Raw genomic sequence first — 19,014 nt, forward strand, 5'->3', positions numbered from 1 at the left:
AAACCCCTCAACAGAGGGGTTTTTCATTACAGGCTGTTGGGGCGGGGCGGGCAACGTTCCAGTAACTCCACACTGCCATCTTCGTTTTGCTGTTCCAGCAACACATCAAAGCCCCACAAACGATGCACATGTTTCAGCACTTCGCGGCGGCCCTTATCGAGCGGCGCGCGGTTGTGCGGAATATAGCGCAGCGTCAGCGAACGGTCGCCGCGCAGATCCACATTCCACACCTGGATGTTGGGCTCAAGGTTGCTGAGATTGTATTGCGAGGAGAGTTTCGAGCGGATCTCCCGGTAACCCTCTTCATTATGGATAGCGGCAATCTCAAGATAATTGTTACGGTCATCATCCAGCACGGTAAAGAAGCGGAAATCGCGCATGATCTTCGGCGACATAAACTGGCTGATAAAGCTCTCATCTTTGAAATCGCGCATCGCGAAATGCAGCGTTTCCAGCCAGTCCGAACCGGCAATATCCGGGAACCAGTAACGGTCTTCATCCGTTGGCGACTGGCAAATACGCTTAATATCCTGGAACATCGCAAAGCCCAGCGCATACGGGTTAATGCCGCTGTACCACGGGCTGTTATAGGGCGGCTGGAACACCACATTGGTGTGGCTGTGCAAAAATTCCAGCATAAAGCGGTCGGTCACTTTGCCTTCGTCATAGAGGTGGTTAAGGATGGTGTAGTGCCAGAACGTCGCCCAACCTTCGTTCATCACCTGCGTCTGTTTTTGCGGGTAGAAATACTGGCTCACTTTACGCACAATGCGCAGGATCTCGCGTTGCCACGACTCCAGTAACGGCGCATTTTTTTCCATAAAATAGAGCAAGTTTTCCTGCGGCTCCGCCGGGTAGCGACGCGCTTGCGCGATAGTGATTTCTTCTTCGCGTTTGGGCAGGGTGCGCCACAGCATATTCACCTGGCTTTGCAGATACTCTTCACGGCTTTTCTGCCGCGCCTTCTCCTCCTGCAACGATATTTTCTGCGGGCGTTTGTAACGATCGACGCCGTAGTTCATCAGCGCATGGCATGAGTCGAGTAACTTTTCCACTTCGTCCACACCGTAGCGTTCTTCACAATCGGTGATGTATTTACGCGCGAAAATCAGGTAGTCGACAATCGAGCTGGCATCGGTCCAGCTGCGGAATAAATAGTTGTTTTTAAAGAAAGAGTTGTGCCCGTAGCAGGCGTGCGCCATCACCAGCGCCTGCATGGTGATGGTGTTCTCCTCCATCAGATAAGCGATGCAGGGGTTAGAGTTGATGACTATCTCGTAGGCCAGCCCCTGTTGCCCATGCTTATAAAGCCGCTCGGTTTCAATAAATTTCTTACCGAACGACCAGTGAGGGTAATTGATCGGCATGCCGACGCTGGAATAAGCGTCCATCATCTGCTCTGAGGTGATCACTTCGATTTGGTGCGGATAGGTATCCAGCCGATAAAGTTTCGCCACCCGGTCAATCTCTGCCAGGTAATCATCCAGCAGTTCGAAAGTCCAGTCGGGTCCATCGCTCAGACGAATAGAATCCTTATTCATTGAGTCAATCGTAGCCATTAGCGCGCCCTCGTTGTTAACGACACTCTCTGTATGGAGCGTCTCATTTCAAGCATAGAACACGCAATTAAATCTGTACCTAAGCCATAAATTTTTCTTCGCGATTTTTCATCACATCAACGGCGTAAATAGCAAGTGTTGTGAAATATTATGCTGCGGCGAAAAGTCGTGCAGCAGGAGATGCTAAATAACAGAAACCCTTGTCATACGGCGAAGCTGTGAGGAAGCTCACCATAAAAAAGCCATATGTTGAATAATATTTTCATCTGGGTTATCAATTTGTAATCAGATGATCGTGCTTTACTCACAGGAGAGGGATATGCGAGTTGTTGTATTAGGCAGTGGCGTGGTGGGTGTCACCAGCGCCTGGTATTTACGCCAGGCCGGGCATGACGTCACGGTGATTGATCGCCAGCCTGGCCCCGCGCAGGAAACCAGTGCCGGTAACGCCGGGCAGATCTCACCGGGCTACGCTGCGCCCTGGGCGGCTCCAGGGGTGCCGTTAAAAGCCATTAAATGGATGTTCCAGCGCCACGCGCCGCTCGCAATTAGCCTTGATGGCACCTCATCGCAACTGAAATGGATGTGGCAGATGCTGCGTAACTGCGACACGCGCCACTATATGGAAAACAAAGGCCGCATGGTGCGCCTGGCGGAATACAGCCGTGATTGCCTGAAACTGTTGCGCGAAACCACAGGCATTCAGTATGAAGGGCGACAGGGCGGCACATTGCAGCTCTTTCGCACTGCGGAGCAGTACGAAAACGCTACGCGCGATATTGCCGTGTTGCAGGATGCCGGCGTGCCTTATCAGTTGCTGGAGTCTGCGCGGCTGGCGGAAGTCGAACCCGCGCTGGCTGAAGTTGCACACAAACTGACCGGCGGTTTGCGTCTGCCAAATGATGAAACCGGTGACTGCCAGCTTTTCACCCAGCAGCTGGCGCAGATGGCGGAACAGGCGGGCGTGGAGTTTCGTTTTAACACGCCGGTGGATCGCCTGCTGTACGAAGGCGAGAACATCTACGGTGTGAAGTGCGGTAAAGAGGTGGTCAAAGCCGACGCGTATGTGATGGCATTTGGCTCCTGGTCTACCGGCTTACTGAAAAACATCGTCGACATCCCGGTGTATCCACTGAAAGGGTATTCATTAACGATCCCCATTGCCGAAGAAGACGGCGCGCCGGTGTCAACGATCCTTGATGAAACCTACAAAATTGCCATTACCCGCTTTGATCAGCGTATTCGCGTCGGGGGTATGGCGGAAATCGTCGGGTTTAATACTGAACTGCTGAAACCACGCCGCGAAACGCTGGAGATGGTGGTGCGCGATCTTTTCCCGCGTGGCGGATTTGTCGAGCAAGCCACCTTCTGGACCGGCCTGCGCCCCATGACGCCAGACGGCACGCCAGTTGTCGGACGCACACCGTATAAAAATCTGTGGCTGAATACCGGGCACGGCACCCTTGGCTGGACGATGGCTTGCGGTTCCGGCCAACTGCTAAGCGACCTGATGTCCGGCAACACCCCTGCGATTGCTGCCGATGATTTAAGCGTGGCGCGCTATATGCCAGGTTTTACCCCTGTGCGCGCCCGGCATTTGCACGGTGCTCATAACTGATTCGAAGAAGGAATAGGAATGTCTCGTCCGGTTCTCGCCACGCTTGATTTAACGGCGCTGAGCAATAATTTACAAGTCGTGCGCCGCGCGGCACCTGCCGCAAAAGTCTGGTCGGTGGTGAAGGCGAACGCGTATGGCCACGGTCTGGATCGTATCTGGCGCGCGCTCAACAGCACAGATGGCTTCGCGATGCTCAATCTTGAAGAGGCTATTTTGCTGCGCGAACGCGGCTGGAAAGGGCCGATTCTGATGCTGGAAGGGTTTTTCCATGCAGATGAGCTGCCGCTGTTTGACAAATACCGCCTGACGACCAGCCTGCACAGCAACTGGCAGATCAAAGCCTTGCAGGACGCACGCCTGCAAGCGCCGCTCGATGTTTACCTGAAGATCAACAGCGGCATGAACCGGCTCGGTTTTATGCCTGAACGCGTACATACCGTGTACCAGCAACTCAATGCCTTAACCAACGTGGCAACCGTGACGCTGATGTCCCATTTTGCTGAAGCGGAGCGGGCTGACGGTATCGCCGCGCCGCTGGCGCGCGTTGAACAGGCGGCTAAGGGTATTGACGCGCCGCGCTCGCTGGCTAACTCTGCCGCCACGTTATGGCATCCCGAAACACATTATGACTGGGTACGCCCCGGCGTAGTGCTGTATGGCGCTTCGCCATCGGGCGCGTGGCAGGATGTCGCCAACAGCGGTATCCGCCCGGTCATGACGCTCAGCAGCGAGATCATTGCCGTGCAGACGCTAAAAGCCGGTGAGACGGTGGGGTATGGTTGTCGTTACCGTGCGCAGACCGAGCAGCGTATTGGTGTTGTCGCCTGCGGTTATGCCGACGGCTACCCGCGCATCGCGCCTTCCGGCACGCCAGTGCTGGTGGATGGCATTCGTACCGGCATTGTTGGCGCGATCTCAATGGATATGCTGACGGTGGATTTAACCCCGTGCCCTCAGGCCGGCATTGGTACGCCGGTTGAGCTCTGGGGTAATGAGATAAAAATCGATGAAGTGGCGGCGGCGGCCGGAACGGTAGGGTATGAACTGATGTGCGCCCTGGCGCCGCGCGTGCCAGTTGTGACGGTGTAACTTAATGCGAGGCGGTTATTCCGCCTCGTCTTCTGCCACGCGAACGCCGACTTTCAGTACGGCATTATCGGCTTTTTCCGCTACTGTCCAGATCATCCCGGCGAACTCGACCTGATCCCCCACGACTGGCGCGGCACCCAGCAGTTGCTGCACAATATCGCCCAGCGTTTGCTGGCTTTCACGATACTCCAGCCCATCTTCCAGGCCGTAAATCAGCGCCACATCGGCAAATTTCGCGTCGGCTTCAAGGATAAAATCACCGAAGAATCGCTGATCCAGCGCCACCGGCGGAGACTGGCTAAACAGTTTCCCGAGCGCGGGGAGATCGCTTTCGCGGCCGATTACGCATAACACATCACCTTCACGCAGCCGGGTACTGCCGGTGGGGTGCAGAAGGCTATTGTCACGAAATAGCGCGGCAATGCGCGTATCCGCAGGCATATGTAAATCGCGCAGCGCGGCACCCACGCACCATTTATCCGCACTGAGTTGATAAACGAACTGCTCAAACGGGTTGTCCGGATGAATATCCAGACCAACCCGGGAGACCGGCCAGCCAACCGGCGGCACGACAACTTTGGCTTTTTTCGCTGCCCACGAGAGTGACGTTCCCTGGAAAAGCAGCGAGATTAACACCACGAAGAAGGCGACATTAAAGAACAGGCGCGCGTGATCAAGCCCGGCCATCATCGGGAAGGTGGCGAGAATAATCGGCACTGCGCCGCGCAGACCCACCCAACTGATAAAAACGCGTTCGCGCAGGTTAAAACCGCGAAACGGCAACAGACTGGCGAACACGGACAGAGGGCGGGCAACAAAAATCATCCAAGCTGAAAGGATGAGTGCGGAAGCGGCAATCGGCAACAAATCAGACGGTGTGACTAACAACCCGAGCACCAGGAACATGGCGATTTGCGCCAGCCAGGCCAGACCATCAAAGTTTTGCAGGATGCCGTAACGGTTACGAATAGGGCGGTTGCCCAGCACAAAACCACACAGGTAGACCGCCAGAATGCCGCTACCGTGCAGGGCCGTGGTTAAGGCGAAAACCAGAATCCCGCCGCTCAGGGCCAGCAGCGGGTAAAGACCCGGCGGCAGAGAGATGCGGTTAATCATCTGCTGCAACAGATAACCGCCCAACCCGCCGAGCAGAATACCGAGACCAAACTCCCGCACAATATGCACCAGGAACATGATATCGAGGTCAGCGTTGTGCTTCTGGATCATCTCAATCAGCGTGATGGTGAGGAACACCGCCATCGGATCGTTGCTGCCGGATTCGATTTCAAGCGTTGAGCCGACGCGTTCGTTCAGCCCTTTACCGCCGAGCAGCGAGAACACCGCAGCGGCATCGGTGGAGCCAACAATCGCGCCGATCAAAAAGCCTTCCATAATATTGAGCTTGAACAACCAGGCCGCCATCATCCCGGTTAAGCCTGACGTGACCAGCACACCTATGGTTGCCAGGGAAAGCGCGGGACCAAGCGCTACGCGAAACGAGCTGGCGCGGGTACGCATGCCGCCATCAAGCAAAATGATCGCCAGCGCGAGGTTACTGACCATGTAAGCAAACGGGTAGTTATCGAACGGAATACCGCCGATACCGTCAACACCGGCTAACATACCGATTGCCAGAAAGATAACCAGAATGGGAATACCAAGGCGGGAGGAGAAAGAACTTAATAAAATACTGCAGGTTACAAGAACTGAACCCAGAATAAACAGACTGATTATCGCCTCAGCGTCCAATGGTGTGCATCTCCTTAATTTTCACCGTGCTGGATCCCGGGCGGCGTTGACCGGCCGGGTTGAATAGTGCGCCATATAATAACGGCAGAAACAACGTTTTAATAAGCGCATAAAGGGCTTTTTTTACATCAAGATCGTGGGATGACCCGATAAGGTCAGTTGCGTCTTTTCAGCATGTTGCAACCGGGCATGCGCGCCGAGCGGCAGTGTGACGGTCTGCGGTTCATGACCAAACGCCAGCCCGGTGACAACCGGGATCGTCAATTGCGCACGCAGATAGTCGATCATCTTATTAAGATTGTAGCCCGCATCGTAATCGTTGGGTTGCGCCAGTGAGAAACTGCCGAGGATCAGCGCCCGCTGCTGCGCCAGAATGCCGGCGTGCAACAACTGCAACAGCATGCGTTCCACGCGGTAGGGATGTTCATTGATGTCTTCCACGACCAGAATACCGCCGGGTATAGAAGGCAGCCAGGGCGTACCAATCAGCGAGGTTAACATCGCCAGATTTCCCCCCCACAGGAGGCCTGCCACGTCACACTGCGGGCCTTCACCGTGCCACTCGATAGTGAAGGTTTCATTGCTGATAGCTCGCCAGAAGTGCTCTGCCGTAAAGGTATCCAGCGTTTCGGCACCGAAATTCCCCGCCAGCATTGGCCCGCTAAAGGTGATGACCTTTCCGTGTGCCAGTAACCCAAGTTGAATGGCGGTGAAATCGCTATGGCCGCAAATCAGCAGCGGGTGATGCTGCTGGCGCGCTACCAGCGCCGGCCAGTCGATATCCGGCAGCAGACGGCTGGCGCCGTACCCTCCGCGCACCGGCATCACAATAATGTTTTCACCCGGCAATTGCGCCAGTGCGTTGATATCCGCCAGTCGTTCTTCGTCACGCCCGGCGAAACGCTCATGACGGCGGGTAATGACGTGTTGGTTGTTAACCTGATGTCCCTGCTGAGTAAGACGTTCGACGCCACGCGCTGCTGCGTGCTGGTTAATGCAATAGCCGGAAGGGGCAATCAGGTGGAAGGTGGACATGGCAATTCCTTGCTGACATCTATAGGGAAACGGTTATCATGCCGCTAACCTGTGTCGTTGTCATCCGTCGCCGATGACACTTATAGAAGGATTAGCTTGCGTGAAATTGAGATGGTTTGCTTTTTTAGTGGTACTGCTCGCCGGATGTAGTTCAAAGCAGGATTATCGTAACCCGGACTGGAACCCGGAAGTTCCGGTAAAACGCGCAATGCAGTGGATGCCCATCACCGAAAAAGCCGGTGCGGCCTGGGGCGTCAGCCCGCAATTGATCACCGCGATGATTGCCGTGGAATCCGGCGGTAATCCTAATCTGGTCAGTAAATCAAACGCTGTTGGTCTGATGCAGCTTAAAGCCTCCACCGCCGGGCGCGAAGTTTACCGTCATATGGGCTGGAGCGGGCAACCGTCCACCAGCGAACTCAAAAACCCGGAGCGCAACATCTCCATGGGGGCGGCTTATTTGAGTATTCTCGAGCATGGGCCGCTGGCCGGCATCCGCGATCCGAAAGTGATGCAGTACGCGCTGGTGGTCTCGTATGTGAATGGCGCAGGCGCGCTACTGCGGACATTTTCGTCCGACAGAAGCGAAGCCATTGAAGAGATAAATGATTTAAGCGCAGACGCGTTTATGAAGCATGTGGCGGAAAACCACCCCGCGCCGCAGGCGCCGCGCTATATCTGGAAAGTGCAAAAAGCGATGGATGCGATGTAATTAGCGCACCCGGTTGGCGCGTTCGCGCGCCTCGCGCTCCAGGGCAAAAATAATGCGCTGGAGCTCGCGCTCCACGCCCGGGCTGACATTCAAAAAGCGAAAACTCAGGCGCGGCGTAACAATGGTTTCATTCTTGCCATCAACGACTTTACGCTCGCCAATCGCAATCAACTGCGCGTCAAAATAGAACTGCCCCCACGACGCCATATCCAGTTCCACTTTGGAAAAACGCATGCCTGGTTGTAACGCGGCAGGCGCTTCGCCATCCAGCAGGGCGCCCATGCCACCTAATGACAGGTCGAACAGACGAAAGCGGATCTCGCTTTTATCCGGCATAAAGGCTTTACAAAAATAGGCCGGGTGGAGCGGGGCGCTGATGCGAAAATATTCACGGCGTTGAATAAACCACAGCGTTTCCGGAAGCGGAGTAATAAAAGCAGGTAACGCCTGAAAATCGCCGGCAGAAAGTTTTGTCAGTGTGAATTCAACTTTGGCGCCGTGTGTTTCAGCGGTCACGGTCACTTTTCCGGCACGCTGTACTGCGTTGTTCTCGTACTCCTGGCTACCAAAATCCATGATCAGCTCTTCTGGATTCACTTCCAGTATCTTACTGATGAACTGACCGCTACCCCAGGTAATGCACACGGGTACCTGGTTTTTTTGCAGGTCGCGTAACACGCCCAGCACGGCCAGAGGATTTTGTTTCAGGAACTGCTCACTGTAATTGCTCACGCCGAATGGCTCCTTGATGACTGACACACCTTCGTTGCGTTATCGGCATTTTCAGCAAGAACTTAATACAAATAACGTAATTATTTTCGTAATCCGTTTGAATTAAGTCTGTGAGATGAAAATGTTTTATGACCGACAACTATACTGTAGCTAACGCGTCGCCGAAGTGGTATGGGCGCGTCAACAAGACTAACAGAAGGAGAGAGAAACATGGGCATTCTCGCGTGGATCGTTTTTGGCCTGATTGCTGGCGTTATTGCGAAATTGATTATGCCAGGACGGGATGGGGGCGGTTTCATTCTGACTTGTATCCTTGGGATCGTCGGGGCCGTGGTCGGCGGCTGGCTCGCGACACAATTTGGCTATGGCGGAGATATTACTGGCTTCAACTGGCACAGCTTCCTTATTGCGGTGCTGGGCGCGATTGTTGTGCTGGCCGTATTCCGGCTGTTCAGACGAGGTTAACCGCCAGTTCATCCGTTTTTGAGACAAAAAAGCCGCAACATGATTGTTGCGGCTTTTTACTGCGTGCGGATTACTGCGCGACGGCTTGCTGCTGTTTTTGCGGCTGCGTCGTCGTTTCCACCTTCGCGGCAGGCTGCTGTGCGGGCTGCGTTTGCGGGACGCTGTCGCACGGTTTCTCTTTCGGGCAGATCAGGTCGAGCATTTTCAGCGTCACACCGTTCGTCCAGCCGAAACCGTCCTGCAACGGATATTCGCCTCCGCCGCCACCAGTACCGGTGGTGCTGACATCATATTTCTCGACCAGCTTTTTCTCACGATCGTAGGTGTGCTGCACATTGGTCAGAAAACGCCAGCTCACTTCCATCGCCAGTTTCTGCTGATCGTAATTTTGCAGCCCAGCTGTTGCCACCCATTGCAGCGGTGCCCAGCCGTTCGGCGCATCCCACTGCTGGCCGCTGTTTACCGTGGTGGTCGCGATTCCCCCTGGTTTCAGCAACCGTTCTTTTGCCGCGATGGCCACTTTATCGGCGCGATCTTTGGCGGCGGCATTAACAAACAACGGGTAAAGCGCCGCGGCTGTCAGCTGATTACGCACCTTCTTCGTCTTCAGATCGTAATCCGCGTACCAGCCCTCTTTTTCATTCCACAGATTGGCTTCAATGCCTTTCTGACGCGCGTTCGCCAGTGCATCATACTGGCTTGCTTTTGCGCTATCGCCGGCGGCCTGATAACCACGGGCGAGCATTTTTTCCATCTTGAACATCAGCGCATTCAGATCGACCGGCACAATGCTTGTGGTCCGGATAGTCCCAAGCTGATTGGGATCGTCCATCCAGCGGGAGCTAAAATCCCAGCCCGACGCGGCGGCAGAACGCAAATCGCGGTAAATCTCGGTGGCCGGGCGATTGGGGTTATTTTTTGCCGTCGTCACATCATCCAGCCACGACTCCGGGCGCGGCGTATCGCGATCGTCCCAGTAGCGGTTCAGCACACTGCCATCGCTGAGCTTAACCACGCGCTTACTGGCCTGGCCTGGTTGCAGTGTATCCGCACCTTCCATCCAGTACTGGTACTCTTTCTCCATTTGCGGCAGCCAGGTTTTCAGCGCCTCATCGCCGTCGTGCGTGGCCAGCAGTTCCACCATCAACGAGAAGAATGGCGGCTGCGAGCGGCTCAGGTAGTAGCTGCGGTTGCCGTTAGGAATATGACCCCAGGTATCGATTTCATGGCCAAAGTTGGTGACCATGTCTTCAATCTTGTCCCAGTGGCCGCTCTCGGCGAGGCCGAGCATCGTGAAGTAGCTATCCCAGTAATAGACTTCGCGAAAACGTCCACCTGGCACGACATACGGTTTTGGCAGTGGCAGCAGCGAATCCCACTTCCCGGCGCTGTCGGTGGTGCGTGTTAACACCGGCCACAGCCCGTCGATATGTTCACGCAGGTTTTGCCCTTCAGGCGGAACATATTTTTCCCCCTCTTTGGGCAGCGTAAAGTTCACATTCACAAAGTGGCGTAAATCGAAACTGGTTTGCGTGCGTTGCATGCGGTAATCGGCGAGGATCATCAGCGGGTCGCCTTTTGGCACAGCATCAGCAAAGGTTTTTTGATCGGGGAACAGCTTAGCGCTTTGCACATCGCTAAACAGCGGACCGAACAGAATATCTGGTGGCTGCGGTGAGTTTTGCGCCTCGGCGGCGAACGTGTGAGGCGCTGAGGCGAGTAACGTGCCGCCTAACGCGATTTGCAATACCAGCAGCAGGGCGCGCGGCCGGTGTAGAACAGGTCTTGTCATCGATTATTCTCCTTAGCGGGTGCACAGCGGTGCTGCCGCAATCAACCTTGCACAAAACCATAGTCGAAACTGAAACAAATCGTGTGTCGCGTTTGGCATTTTGCACGATTCCAGACAATTTCCCCGTTTGGCTGGCAGAGTAGGAGGGCGGATTTTTATGCGATCCGCGCACGAATAGTGCGCGCCAGTTGCACATTTGATCGCCAGAGGGCTTTTATTTATTTGCGTAAAGGCGCATTGCGGGTAAATAGCGCGCTGAATCAATTTTGCTGAAAGGGTTCATTTATTGGCCGTTCACAAGAATTAAGTATGACTACACAATTTAAGGAAGGGTAACATTTCATATGAAAGTAAAGAATGTTTCCGCGCAGGAACTGTTACATCCTTGACTATCTTGCCAGGGAAATAATCTTTTTTTGTTCAATATATTTTGCCTATCAACGCAGAAATAACACCGCTGCCTGTCTTTTATGTTAATCCGCACTTTTATTCCGGTATTTTCACTACTAAATATCGTAGGGTTTATCACATTAAATTAGCTTTTAGGATTCATCCTATCCCGCAACGTAAAATATATGCTATTGGATTGTGATTAATAATATCTATTAATAATCAGCCAGTTATGCAAAGATCGCGCACCGTTATTAATCTGGTGGGTTGGCATCTTTAGGGATTATCATCTAAAGTGAAATTCTTTCTTGAGAATTGTCCTAATTTGCAAAAAAATTAAATAATAGTATTTCAACAGGTCGGAGATCATATTGAATTGAATAACCTGATCTGTAAAATTGTGTCACGATAGTCAATGAAAAGTAATATTATTGCGGCCTGTCCCTGCGACAGACTCATGCGGTAGCTATGCCTTTTATTCATTATCTGAGCGTTTAACTGGACATGGATTTGCGTCATTTAGAGCGATTTAAATACCCTTTCCAAAACGCTCCAGGTCAACACAGTAATATATTTGCAATGGAAAAAAACGTTATGAACATGCGAATGGTATTGGCTCTTCTTTTTGTCTTTGGCGTTTCGGCTTGTAAAGCGCCACCTAAGCCCGCCCCGACCGATGACACCATCGTCACCAGCGAAGTGAACGGTGTCACGCTGACACACCGCTACGCGGTTATTCCGCCGAAGGAATTCCAGCCTATCAAACAAGACTATCGCGCGCTTTACCCGGCGTCGGTGATGAGCACGCCGGATTTCGGCGGCAAAGTGATTCGCCAGCTGCAAGCCGGTAAAACCTATGTGGTGCTGGGGCAGGTTGAACACTTCTGGATGGCGCTGGCCGATGAAGGTCAGGAAGAGCTGATTGGTTATGTGCCGATGCGTGCCGTAGTGAAAAGCGAACTGTACGAAAAAACCCTGCGCGATGACAAACGCCGCGTCGTGCGTAAAAAACAGACCTGCGTGACTGTCGATGGCAGCGGTAAGGCTTGCAAAAACGCCAACTCCGGAACGTGGATCATCAATTAATCCAGCCGTGACGAGTACCTGGTATGAATAATAATTCGGTTGTACGCCAGATTAGCCTGGTGTTTTTCTTTGTGCTGGCCACCCTGGCCAGCGGTTGTGGCTCCTCTTCACACAGCGTACCTACCAGCTATAACCTTCAGTTCAGGGCTCATCCGCAGATCAATGAGTCCGCTCCCCTTAAAGTCAGGGTGTTGCTGTTGAAATCGGACGCGACATTTATGTCCGCCGATTTCTGGTCGCTGCAAAACAACGCAGATAGCGTACTTGGCGCCAACCTGCTGAACAGTGATGAATTTTTCCTGATGCCCGGCCAGTTGTCGAAAACGCTGAGCGGTAAAAGCGCGCCCGACGCGCGTTACATCGGCGTGATGGCCGAGTATCAGGCGCTGGATGGCAAAAAATGGCGGATGTCCTTACCGCTCCCGGTACAGGGAGAGACGCACTTCTACGAATTCTGGAAATCCTCGTCTGACGAACTGGAAGCCAACATCTTCCTCGACGTCAATGGCATCCGCGTGATTTCCAAATAGCGCCAGTCTTAACAGGAAAACCGTATGAACAAAGCAGAAAAGGTCGTGTGGACCGAAGGTATGTTTCTGCGCCCTCATCACTTTCAGCGTGCGGAAAGCTATCTGCAACACCATATTCGCGAGTGGGGGACACTGCAGCGCCCGTATCTTTGGGGCTACCTTGATATCGAGCTCGACGATGCCATGCTGCGCCAGGGCTGTATTGCCCTGAGTTATGCCAGCGGTTTACTGCCGGATGGTACCTTCTTCTCATTCCACGATGCTCGCCAGGCGCCCACACCGCTGGCTATCCCTGACAACATCAACAATGAGCGCGTGGTGCTGGCGCTGCCGGCCCGTCGCGGCGGGCGTGATGAGGTGATCTTCAGCGAAGAGAAAGACTCGCTGGCGCGTTATGTCACCTGGGAAAGCGAAGTCGATGACGATAACGCCATGTCAGTAGGACCGGCGGCGGTGCAGTTTGGCCGTCTGCGGCTGAAACTGATGCTGGAAAAAGATCTCTCGGCAGAGTGGACGGCGATCGGTGTCGCGCATGTCGTAGAAAAACGTAACGATAACCACGTTCGTATTGATAGCCGTTATATTCCGCCGATGCTGAATGCGGTTAACAATCCGGCGATTTACGCCATTATCAACGATCTGCAAAGCCTGCTGATGCAGCGTAGCCAGCAGATTGGCCAGCGTCTGCGTCAGCCGGGGCGTTTTAATACCTCCGAAATGGTTGAATTCACGCTGCTGGCGTTGATTAACCACCATGTCGGCCAGGTTTCCCATCTGAAAACGCTGCCGATGATCCATCCGGAAGAGTTGTGGCGTAGCTGGCTGGCGTTTGCCACCGAGCTGACCACCTGGACCGCCTCGCGCTCGCCGGAAGAGACGCTGCCGGTTTATGACCATGACGATCTGGCTGGCTGTTTTGGCAAGTTACAACTGATGCTGCGCAACGGATTGTCTCTGGTGATGGAAGAGCACGCCATCCAGTTACCGCTTACCGAACGCACGCACGGGTTGAATATCGCCACCTTGCCGACCACCACCATGGCGCGCGAGTTTGGTTTCGTGCTGGCAGTGAAAGCCAGCGTGCCAGGCGAAATTCTGCAAACCCATTTCCCGGCACAGATGAAAGTCGCGCCGGTCACCAAAATCCGCGACCTGGTGCAGTTGCAACTGCCGGGTATGAAGCTGCGCACCATGCCGGTCGCGCCGCCGCAAATTCCGTGGCATGCCGGTTACAACTATTTCGAACTGGAAAAGGGCGGCGAGCTGTGGAACGAAATGGAGAAATCGGGGGCTTTCGCCCTGCATCTGGCAGGTGAATTCCCGGGTCTTGATATGGAGTTTTGGGCCATCCGTAGCCCGACTGAATAATACAGCGAGCGCACAATATGCAGGAACAACAAGCCTCCGGCAGCGATGCCGCTCTGGCAGGAGCAAGTGGCAACAATCCTTTGGTCGCGGCCGCCAACCCGCTACTTAACGCCATACCGCAGATCCGCTATTCCGTTTCTCATGATGATCAAAGCGGTCTGCGCCAGCACCTGATTGATGAAATTCGCCGTTTTGAAGTGCGCTGCCAGCAATCCGGGCTGGCCTATGAAGTGATCGTCGGCGCCCGTTACTGTTTATGCACCGCGCTGGATGAAGCGGCGGCGCTCACCCCGTGGGGAAGCCGTGGTGTGTGGTCCGGTAGCGGTCTGCTGGTGACCTTTCACAACGAAACCTGGGGCGGGGAGAAATTCTTCCAGTTGCTGGCGCGCTTATCGCAAAACCCGCGCGAGCATATCGCGCTGCTGGAGCTTATCAACTTCTGCCTGTTACTCGGTTTCGAAGGGCGTTACCGGGTGATGGACAATGGCCGCACGCAACTGGAAACCATCAAACAGCGTTTGTGGCAGATGATTCGCGGTGTGCGTGGCAACTATCCGCCGCCGCTGTCGCCGCACCCGGAAGATCAACCGGTGATGCGCAAATTGTGGCGTCCGGTGATTCCGCTGTGGGCGTGTGTCGGGCTGGCGGGTTTTCTCGCCTGCCTGTTCTATATCGTGCTCAACTGGCGTCTGGGTGACAGCACCAACCCGGTGCTGGCGAAAATTTATCAGACTCAATTGCCGGAAGCTTCCATTGAGCAACCGGTACAAAACGTGCAGCCGGTGCTTAACCTGCGCGCGTTTCTGCGCCCGGAAATTGAGGCAGGGCTGGTGGCGGTACGCGATGAAGCCGATCGCAGCGTCGTGACGCTGAAAGGCGATGGCCTGTTCGCTTCCGGATCGACAGTGGCACGCGAAAGCTATGAACCGGTTATCGATCGTGTGGCGCAGGCGATGAACAACGTGAGCGGGAAAATTCTGGTGGTCGGCTTTAGTGACAACGTGCCGATCCGCAGTGCGCGTTTCGCCTCGAACTACGAGCTGTCGCTGGAGCGTGCGCGTTCTGTGCAGTCGCTGTTGCAAAAACACCTGTCGCAACCGGCGCGCGTGAAAGCGGAAGGGCGAGGGGAGATGAACCCAATAGCGCCGAACAACTCGGCTGAAAACCGCGCCCGTAACCGCCGCGTTGAGATTACTTTGCTGGTGTCGCCGGGAAATACGGCCGCCGAGCTGAACGGATTGCCGCAAGGAAACTAAAGGATGAATATGTTGCTTTCATTGCTGACCAACCGCATTTTGTGGGGTTTCCTTGGCGTAACGGGGCTGGCCGCAGTTATCTGGATGATTGGCCCGCTGCTCTCCGTCGTGGACTCCCGCCCGCTTGAGTCTGAGCAAAACCGCATGATCACCATTGCGGTGATGTACCTGATTTGGGTTCACAGCCACATTGTGCCGCGTCTTTACAACGCCTGGCTCAACCGCAAGCTGATGGACAACCTGAAAAGCGAAGAAGCGAAAGATCCGGTTGAGCGCAAACGCCTCAATAATGAAGATCAGGTGCTGAACGAGCGTTTCGAAGAAGCCGCGCAGGTGCTGAAAAAAGCGCACTTCAACCAGCCCGGTCAACGCGGACAGTGGGCGCAGCGCTTCAGTACCCAGTACCTGTATCAGTTGCCGTGGTATGTCATTATCGGTGCGCCGGGTTCCGGCAAAACCACCGCGCTGGTGAACTCCGGTCTGCAATTCCCGCTGGCCGATCGCTTTGGTAAAACCGCGCTGCGCGGTATTGGCGGTACGCGTAACTGTGACTGGTGGTTTACCAACGAAGCGGTACTGCTCGATACCGCCGGGCGCTATACCACGCAAGAGAGTGAGCAGGTTCAGGATGCGAGCGAATGGCTGAAGTTTCTTGGCCTGCTGCAAAAGTATCGCCGCCGTCAGCCGATCAACGGCGTGATTGTGACGGTGAGCATTGCCGATCTGCTCACCCAGTCCGCCGAGGCGTCGCGCGAACAGGCGCTCAACCTGCGCCAGCGTTTAACCGAGCTGCATGAACAACTGGGTATTCGTTTCCCGGTATATGTGCTGGTTACCAAAGCGGACTTGCTGAAAGGTTTTCGCGCCTACTTTGCTGGCTTTGATAAAGCGCAGCGCGATCAAATCTGGGGTTTCACCTTCCCGTGGGAAAAAGCCAAACTGGCGGATTTCGACCTGCAGGGCAGCTTTCTTCAGGAGTTCGCGCTGCTGCAACAGCGTCTGGACGCGGCGCTGCCGGATACGCTGCTACGCGAAAGCGATGCGCAGGCTCGCGCGGAATGTTTCCTGTTCCCGCAGGAGTTCGCCGCGCTGCGCCCGCTGCTGGCTGATTACCTGAACACCATTTTTGCCCGCTCCAACTTTGAAACCGAGTTCTCCCCGCGCGGCATCTATTTTGCCAGCGGTACGCAGGAAGGCCTGCCGTTTGACCGCGTGATGGGCGAGCTGAACCGCGCGCTGTCGCTGCCGCAAGGGAAATCGGGCGATAACTGGGATTCGGTCAGCAAAGAGGAGCCGGTGCCCGGCGGGAAAGGGCAGAGCTTCTTTATCAAGCATCTGCTGCAAAACGTGATCTTCCAGGAAGCCGGTATCGCCGGGCAAAACCGCTGGTGGGAACTGCGCAGCCGGGCGGTGATCTGGTCGGGCTACGCGGCGCTGCTGGCGCTGTTGATTATTATCAGCGCTTTGTGGTTCACCAGTTACGGCAATAACCGCGATTATCTGGATGAAGTGCAGGCCAAAGTGCCAGCGCTCGATCAACAAATCAAAGCGCTGCGTAACCGCCAACAGGGCGATCTCTTTGCCTTGCTGCCGCTGCTTAATGGCCTCTCCGCGCTGCCGGAAAGTGAGAAGTTTGACGTCAATAACCCGCCGATCACCCGCCGTATGGGGCTTTATCGCGGTAACGATGTCGCCGACGCCTCGCAAACGCTGTACCAGAAAGCGCTGCAACAGATGCTGCTACCGGAAGTGGCGATGCGCATCACCACCTGGTTGCGTAACGACAACGGCAGCGATGTGGAATACAGCTATGAAGCGCTGAAAGCCTATCAAATGCTGTATCAGCCGAAGCATTACGACGGTAAGTTCCTGCATTCTTGGGTGATGCTCAATCTGCAACGTAACCTGCCGCAGAACGTCACCAAAGCACAGTTAAGCCAGCTTGAGTGGCACCTGGCGCAACTGCTGGAGCCGCAAATTCAGTCCTCGCCGTATGCGAAAGACGACGCGCTGATTAGCCGCGAACAGGCATTAATCAACCAGCAACCACTCTCCACCCGCGTTTACGGGCGACTAAAACGCCTGCTGGAACGCGATGAAAACCTGAAACAGGTTTCGCTGGCGTCGCTGGGCGGCCCGCAGAGTGAGCTGGTCTTTTCCCGCAAAAGCGGCAAGCCGGTCGGTGAAGGGCTGCCAGGGTTGTATACCCCGGATGGTTACTGGAACAGTTTCAATGCGCAAATCGCGCCGGTCACCGCCTCGCTGCATGAAGATGATGTCTGGGTGCTCGGTTCCACCACGCAAGCAGAAGACAAACAGCAAACCGATAACGCGGTGCGCCAGCTCTATGCGCGTGATTTTATCGCCATCTGGGATAACTTCTTAAGCGACATTCAGTTGAATAACAGCGCGGATCTGAACCAGCGCATCAACACCGCGCGTCTGCTTTCCGGGAATAACTCGCCGCTGCGCCGGCTGGTTATCAACCTCAGCCAGCAGTTGAAACTCAGCCGCGATGACGTGGCTGACGGCAAAGAGAAAGCGCCGGAGAGCAGCAACCGTGGCACGCAGATGCTCGAAACGCTGTTCAGCAACCATGACAGTGCGTCAGCCACGGCAAACGCCGCCGCCAGCCAGACGCCGGAACAGCGTGTCACCGAACATTTCGCGCCAATCATTGAACTGGCGCAGCCGCTGGAAAAGGGCGGCAAGACCATTGTGTTTGATGATTTTCTCAAACAGGTTGATGAGCTTTATCGTTACCTGACCGCCGTGCAGGATGCCGCCAACAGCGGGATGCCACCGCCGGGCGGCGAAGCGATTAGCCGTTTGCAGGCCAGCGCCGGGCGTTTACCGGGCGGGCTGCAAACCATGTTCAGCAATATGGCGGTCGGCGCGAGCAGTGATACCCAGCGCCGGGATATGGAAAACGTGCGCAAGCGCATCAGCGTTGAAGTGGGCAGCTTTTGCCGCCAGGCGATTGCCGGGCGTTACCCGTTAGTGCGTACCGCCAGCGCAGAAGTGACCCCGGACGATCTGGCGCGCATGTTTGCGCCGGGTACCGGTCTGATGGATGTCTTTTTTCGCGACAACCTGACCAACAAAGTCGATACCACCCAGGCAACCTGGCGTTTTATGCCGGGCATCGATGGTAAAACCTTGCCGGGCAGCGAAGGCGTGCTGGTACCGTTTCAGCAGGCGCAATCCATTCGTGATGCGTTCTTTGCCAACGGCAGCGCAACCCCGTCGTTTCGCACCACGGTGCGTACGGTGCGCATGGATAACACCATCCTGAATATGACGCTGGATGTGGACGGGCAAATACTTCGCTACAGCCACGGCCCGCAGGCGGTGCAAATCGTTAGCTGGCCGGGTTCCGGCGGCACCAACCAGGTGCGCATGCAATTAGGGCTGGCCAACGGCACAACGGCTACGCTTGTGACCAACGGTGCCTGGGCGCTGAACCGCTTTTTCGATAAAGCGCGCGTCAGCCCCGGCAGCAGCAGCCTGAGCCGCCAGGCGACATTCACGGTTGACGGACATCAGGTGACGCTGGAATTCGCACCGAACAGCATCCGCAACCCGTTCCAGCTTCCACGTTTCGCATGTCCTTGAACTGCAAAGGAACGCCTA

14 protein-coding genes are annotated in these 19,014 nt (G+C 55.0%); 9 read left to right on the plus strand and 5 right to left on the minus strand.

Features of this window, described 5'->3' with window-relative positions:
• Positions 1–26: 26 nt before the first annotated feature.
• Complete coding sequence (locus BN2591_RS23405) at positions 27–1,559, minus strand: SpoVR family protein (RefSeq protein ID WP_065368286.1); 1,533 nt, start codon at positions 1,557–1,559, stop codon at positions 27–29.
• A 277-nt stretch (positions 1,560–1,836) separates the two neighbouring features.
• On the opposite strand from BN2591_RS23405, the gene BN2591_RS23410 reads away from it, so the two are divergent.
• Both BN2591_RS23410 and dadX read left to right on the plus strand, forming a co-directional pair.
• Positions 1,837–3,177: a D-amino acid dehydrogenase gene (locus BN2591_RS23410; protein ID WP_341864808.1), complete on the plus strand. Its 1,341-nt coding sequence runs from the start codon at positions 1,837–1,839 to the stop codon at positions 3,175–3,177.
• Positions 3,178–3,195: 18 nt separating this feature from the next.
• The gene (gene dadX / locus BN2591_RS23415; RefSeq protein WP_086874117.1) at positions 3,196–4,266 is read left to right on the plus strand and encodes a catabolic alanine racemase DadX; all 1,071 of its coding nucleotides are present in this window, start codon (positions 3,196–3,198) and stop codon (positions 4,264–4,266) included.
• Positions 4,267–4,281: 15 nt separating this feature from the next.
• Here the strand turns inward: dadX and BN2591_RS23420 are convergent, their stop codons facing one another.
• Positions 4,282–6,015, minus strand: coding sequence for a potassium/proton antiporter (locus BN2591_RS23420; protein WP_086874118.1), 1,734 nt, complete (start codon positions 6,013–6,015; stop codon positions 4,282–4,284).
• A 123-nt stretch (positions 6,016–6,138) separates the two neighbouring features.
• Positions 6,139–7,050 (minus strand): muramoyltetrapeptide carboxypeptidase, encoded by a 912-nt coding sequence (gene ldcA, locus BN2591_RS23425; protein WP_086874119.1) that lies wholly within the window; start codon positions 7,048–7,050, stop codon positions 6,139–6,141.
• Between the two features lie 100 nt (positions 7,051–7,150).
• On the opposite strand from ldcA, the gene emtA reads away from it, so the two are divergent.
• Positions 7,151–7,762 (plus strand): membrane-bound lytic murein transglycosylase EmtA, encoded by a 612-nt coding sequence (emtA, locus tag BN2591_RS23430; RefSeq protein ID WP_086874120.1) that lies wholly within the window; start codon positions 7,151–7,153, stop codon positions 7,760–7,762.
• Here the strand turns inward: emtA and ycgR are convergent, their stop codons facing one another.
• Positions 7,763–8,494 carry a flagellar brake protein YcgR gene (ycgR, locus tag BN2591_RS23435; protein ID WP_086874121.1) on the minus strand — a complete coding sequence of 244 codons (732 nt, stop codon included), beginning with the start codon at positions 8,492–8,494 and terminating at the stop codon, positions 7,763–7,765.
• Between the two features lie 210 nt (positions 8,495–8,704).
• Here ycgR and BN2591_RS23440 point away from each other — a divergent pair, with 210 nt between their 5' ends.
• A complete protein-coding gene (locus BN2591_RS23440) occupies positions 8,705–8,959 on the plus strand; it encodes a GlsB/YeaQ/YmgE family stress response membrane protein (protein ID WP_017457007.1) in 255 nt (84 codons plus the stop codon).
• 70 nt (positions 8,960–9,029) lie between these two features.
• On the opposite strand, the gene BN2591_RS23445 is transcribed toward BN2591_RS23440, so the two are convergent.
• The gene (locus BN2591_RS23445) at positions 9,030–10,751 is read right to left on the minus strand and encodes an alpha,alpha-trehalase (protein WP_086874122.1); all 1,722 of its coding nucleotides are present in this window, start codon (positions 10,749–10,751) and stop codon (positions 9,030–9,032) included.
• A 984-nt stretch (positions 10,752–11,735) separates the two neighbouring features.
• Between BN2591_RS23445 and BN2591_RS23450 the strand changes: the two genes are divergently transcribed.
• The 5 genes from BN2591_RS23450 to tssM are packed head-to-tail and all read left to right on the plus strand — an operon-like array spanning position 11,736 to position 18,996.
• Positions 11,736–12,227 carry a hypothetical protein gene (locus tag BN2591_RS23450; protein WP_086874123.1) on the plus strand — a complete coding sequence of 164 codons (492 nt, stop codon included), beginning with the start codon at positions 11,736–11,738 and terminating at the stop codon, positions 12,225–12,227.
• 23 nt (positions 12,228–12,250) lie between these two features.
• Positions 12,251–12,757 carry a type VI secretion system lipoprotein TssJ gene (gene tssJ, locus BN2591_RS23455; protein WP_016495647.1) on the plus strand — a complete coding sequence of 169 codons (507 nt, stop codon included), beginning with the start codon at positions 12,251–12,253 and terminating at the stop codon, positions 12,755–12,757.
• A gap of 24 nt (positions 12,758–12,781) precedes the next feature.
• On the plus strand, positions 12,782–14,125 hold the full coding sequence (gene tssK, locus BN2591_RS23460; RefSeq protein WP_016495648.1) for a type VI secretion system baseplate subunit TssK: 1,344 nt from the start codon (positions 12,782–12,784) through the stop codon (positions 14,123–14,125).
• 17 nt (positions 14,126–14,142) lie between these two features.
• Positions 14,143–15,381, plus strand: coding sequence for a DotU family type VI secretion system protein (locus BN2591_RS23465; RefSeq protein ID WP_086874124.1), 1,239 nt, complete (start codon positions 14,143–14,145; stop codon positions 15,379–15,381).
• A 3-nt stretch (positions 15,382–15,384) separates the two neighbouring features.
• Positions 15,385–18,996 carry a type VI secretion system membrane subunit TssM gene (gene tssM / locus BN2591_RS23470; RefSeq protein WP_086874125.1) on the plus strand — a complete coding sequence of 1,204 codons (3,612 nt, stop codon included), beginning with the start codon at positions 15,385–15,387 and terminating at the stop codon, positions 18,994–18,996.
• Positions 18,997–19,014 lie beyond the last annotated feature (18 nt).

The organism is Kosakonia pseudosacchari (assembly GCF_900184035.1).
Taxonomy (GTDB): Bacteria; Pseudomonadota; Gammaproteobacteria; order Enterobacterales; family Enterobacteriaceae; genus Kosakonia; species Kosakonia pseudosacchari.

What these genes read in the sequence shown, in the direction of transcription:
- ldcA (WP_086874119.1), bottom strand. Translation starts at nt 7,050, where the DNA reads ATGTCCACCTTCCACCTGATTGCCCCTTCCGGCTATTGCATTAACCAG.
- dadX (WP_086874117.1), top strand. Translation starts at nt 3,196, where the DNA reads ATGTCTCGTCCGGTTCTCGCCACGCTTGATTTAACGGCGCTGAGCAAT.
- tssM (WP_086874125.1), top strand. Translation starts at nt 15,385, where the DNA reads ATGAATATGTTGCTTTCATTGCTGACCAACCGCATTTTGTGGGGTTTC.
- tssJ (WP_016495647.1), top strand. Translation starts at nt 12,251, where the DNA reads ATGAATAATAATTCGGTTGTACGCCAGATTAGCCTGGTGTTTTTCTTT.
- tssK (WP_016495648.1), top strand. Translation starts at nt 12,782, where the DNA reads ATGAACAAAGCAGAAAAGGTCGTGTGGACCGAAGGTATGTTTCTGCGC.
- BN2591_RS23465 (WP_086874124.1), top strand. Translation starts at nt 14,143, where the DNA reads ATGCAGGAACAACAAGCCTCCGGCAGCGATGCCGCTCTGGCAGGAGCA.
- BN2591_RS23445 (WP_086874122.1), bottom strand. Translation starts at nt 10,751, where the DNA reads ATGACAAGACCTGTTCTACACCGGCCGCGCGCCCTGCTGCTGGTATTG.
- BN2591_RS23440 (WP_017457007.1), top strand. Translation starts at nt 8,705, where the DNA reads ATGGGCATTCTCGCGTGGATCGTTTTTGGCCTGATTGCTGGCGTTATT.
- BN2591_RS23450 (WP_086874123.1), top strand. Translation starts at nt 11,736, where the DNA reads ATGAACATGCGAATGGTATTGGCTCTTCTTTTTGTCTTTGGCGTTTCG.
- BN2591_RS23405 (WP_065368286.1), bottom strand. Translation starts at nt 1,559, where the DNA reads ATGGCTACGATTGACTCAATGAATAAGGATTCTATTCGTCTGAGCGAT.